3 protein-coding genes and 1 pseudogene are annotated in these 3,095 nt (G+C 54.7%); all 4 read right to left on the minus strand.

Annotated elements, in window-relative coordinates:
* A pseudogene (locus tag Q0614_RS00600) lies at window positions 1-203 on the minus strand (DUF2809 domain-containing protein); the annotation flags it as partial.
* A 140-nt stretch (window positions 204-343) separates the two neighbouring features.
* Complete coding sequence (gene larB / locus Q0614_RS00605) at window positions 344-1,090, minus strand: nickel pincer cofactor biosynthesis protein LarB (RefSeq protein WP_298785784.1); 747 nt, start codon at window positions 1,088-1,090, stop codon at window positions 344-346.
* On the minus strand, window positions 1,077-1,859 hold the full coding sequence (gene larE / locus Q0614_RS00610; protein ID WP_298785778.1) for an ATP-dependent sacrificial sulfur transferase LarE: 783 nt from the start codon (window positions 1,857-1,859) through the stop codon (window positions 1,077-1,079). Before larE ends, larB begins: the two co-directional genes overlap by 14 nt.
* On the minus strand, window positions 1,831-3,066 hold the full coding sequence (gene larC / locus Q0614_RS00615) for a nickel pincer cofactor biosynthesis protein LarC (RefSeq protein ID WP_298785781.1): 1,236 nt from the start codon (window positions 3,064-3,066) through the stop codon (window positions 1,831-1,833). The genes larE and larC overlap by 29 nt, the downstream gene beginning before the upstream one ends.
* Between the last annotated feature and the right edge of the window lie 29 nt (window positions 3,067-3,095).

Here is a 3,095-nt window from a genome sequence, read left to right on the forward strand (position 1 = left end):
TCCAAAGCCGCCGCGAACGAAAAAATTTTAAGCGGCAAATTTAAAGGCGGCGCGCTAAAAATAGCCCGCGTCAAAGCGTAAAGCAAGATAACCGCCAAAATGTCACCCGCGTAGTGGCGCACAAAACCGCCCTTTACGCAGATCGCAATGTAAATTTCGACCGCCAAAATCAAAACCGCCGCGGCTAAAAACGCTAGCCTCATCCTCGCGCTTTGTCTTTTTATTAAAACCACTTTTTGTTCGCTTAAATTTAACTCTCGCAACGCTTTCCTTTTAAATTTAGCCTTCAAATTTGGCTCTCGCGCTCAAATTTAGCCGTTAAATTTGCCTCGCAGGCGTAAATTCAGAGATGATTTATCAGGCTCGCGTTATACGCAGCGCCGAAGCCGTTGTCGATATTTACGACGCTCACGCCGTTTGCGCAGCTGTTTAGCATCGCTAGTAGCGCCGCTAGCCCGCCGAAACTCGCGCCGTATCCCACGCTGGTGGGCACCGCGATCACGGGTGCACTAACAAGGCCAGCCAGCACGCTAGCTAGCGCGCCCTCCATGCCCGCCACCGCGATCACGACCTTTGCGCCGCGTATTTGCTCTAAATTTGCGATCAGCCTGTGCAGTCCCGCCACGCCCGCGTCGCTAAATTTGCGCACGTCGTTGCCTAAAAATCGCGCCGTTTCGTACGCCTCCTCCACTACCGCGCCGTCTGCGGTGCCGGCAGATACTATCGCGATGTAGCTTTGCGTGAGCGCGGGCTCTTTAAATTTGACGCTGATGACGCGGCCGCGAGCGTTAAACTCCGCCTGCGGCAGCGCCTCGCGCACTAGCCCAAAAACCCGCTCGTTTGTGCGCGTGATCAGGATGTTTTGCCTCCTCGCGCCGATCGCACCAGCGATACGTAAAATTTCATCATCCGTCTTGCCCTCGCCGTAGATCACTTCGCCCGCGCCGTTTCGCAGGGCGCGCTGGGTGTCGATTTTGGCGCAGCCCACGTCTTCGTAGGGGTAGTTTTTCAGGTATTTTAGCGCCTCTTGCTCGCTCACGCGGCCGCTTTTTATCCCAGCAAAAAGCTCTAAAATTTCATCCTCTCTCATGCAAAACATCCTCTCTAAGCCCCTTTAGATCGAGCGTCACGTCCGCAGCGCCTAGCGCTACGAGCTGCCTAATGACGCTTTTAAATTTAGCGTCGTTTAGGAAGCTTTGCATGCTGGAAAAGGGCATTTGCAGCTTTATATTTTTGCGGTCGCACCGCGCGCGGACGTTTGCGTAGCCGCTTGCGATGAGCAGATTTTCCGCCGCTTCGATCAAATTTAGCTCGTGCGGGGTGATCTCACGCCCGTGCGGCAGGCGCGTTAGCAAGCACGCATAGCCGGGTTTTTCGGCTGTGGGCAAGCCTAGCTCGCGCGAGAGCTCGCGAATTTCGGATTTGGTTAAATTTATCAGCGGCGAGAGCACGCCCAGCTCCTCTTTTGCTTTGAGCCCGGGGCGATATTCGCCCAGATCGTCTCGGTTCGTGCCGTCTGCGACGCGGCTAAAGCCAAGCTCACGGGCGCGCTCGATCAGTCGCGAAAACACCGCCTTTTTGCACAGATAGCAGCGGTTTTCGGGATTGTCTTTGATCTCCTCCGCGACGCCGAGCTCTAAAATTTCGTGCCTGATGCTGTAGATGCGGGCAAATTCTACGGCTTCTGCGATCTCGCGCGAGGACATGTAGGGCGATCTGATCGTTATGCCGATCGCGCGCTCACCCAGCGCGTCGTGTGCCGCACGCAGCAGCAGCGAGCTGTCCGCGCCGCCGCTAAATGCGACTGCGAGTTCGCCCAGTCCGCGCAGATCAGCCTTTAGTTTTTCTAGTTTCGTCATAGATTTTCAGCGCCTCTTTTCGCACCCGCTCGATCGTCGTGCCGTGCGCGAGCGCCGCGGCCTTGCAGTCGTCAAATTCGGGCTTTATTTTTTGCACTTGCCCGTTGCCAGAAATCTTAAGCCCTATCTCGCCAAATTTCGTCTGCACCCGCACAAACTCGCGCTTTAGCTCGGTTTTAGCAACCTCTATCTCGCGAACGCCGATCGCCGTCGTGTGCGTAAAAATTAGATCCTTTAAATTTTGCGCGTCCTGCTTGCGGCACAGCGCGTTTAGCTCAAAGCCCGCGCGCCCCTTTTTCATAAAAATAGAGCGGCCAAATACGTCCAGCGCGCCGTTCTCGCGTAAAATTTCGCACGCAAGCGCGAAGCTCTCGGCGTCCATATCGTCGATGTTCGTGGAGATTAAAATTTGCTTGCAAACCTCGCCGTAGCCTGAGTGCGCGTCTAAATTTCGCTCGTATAAATCCTCGTCCGTCTCGCAGATCATCGCGCGAAGCACGTTTGTAAAGCCCGCTGCGTCCTTGCCGCCCGCGCCGTAGCCGATCTTTTCTATCCTAAAGCTCGCGCCGTCCGTAAACTCGTCCGCACAGGCCTTTAAAATCGCCGCACCCGTGGGCGTTGTCATCTCGAAATTTGCGCGTCCGAGACTTACGGGCACGCCTTTTAAAATTTCGCAAACGGCGGGTACAGGTACGCTAAGCGTGCCGTGGTCGCAGATCGCTACGCCACCGCCAAGCTCAATTTTGGAGCTAACAACTCGAGAAATTCCAAATTTTTCAAATAGATATTCAAAGCAGATCGCCGCGCCAGCGACGTCCGCGATGCTATCGACCGCGCCAACCTCGTGAAAATGCACCAGCTCTACGTCCGTGCCATGGACTTTGGCCTCGGCCTGCGCAATCGTGTGAAATATCGCGCCCGCTCTTTGTTTGTAACTCTGGCTTAAATTTGAACTCTCTAAAATTTGCCTGATACCCGCGTAGCTTCTGGCGTGAGACTGCGATTTTAACGGCACGACGTCGATTTTTGTCGCGGCGATGCCGTTTTTTAGCACGTTTTTGCGCTCCAGCTTAAATTCGCCGGCTACATTTAACTTCTCAAGCTCGGCGCAAAGATAGCCAAAATCCACGCCAAGCTCCACCAGCGCGGCCAAGTTCATATCGCCGCTGATGCCAGCGCTCGCATCGTAATATAAAATTTTAGCCAAGCCTAGGCCTTAGGCACCGTCATCGAGCC

Origin of the sequence: uncultured Campylobacter sp., assembly GCF_937997595.1 — a bacterium.
Classification (GTDB): Bacteria; Campylobacterota; Campylobacteria; order Campylobacterales; family Campylobacteraceae; genus Campylobacter_B.

Excerpts from the sequence above, each read along its gene's own strand:
- larB (WP_298785784.1), bottom strand. The coding sequence starts at position 1,090 with ATGAGAGAGGATGAAATTTTAGAGCTTTTTGCTGGGATAAAAAGCGGC.
- larE (WP_298785778.1), bottom strand. The coding sequence starts at position 1,859 with ATGACGAAACTAGAAAAACTAAAGGCTGATCTGCGCGGACTGGGCGAA.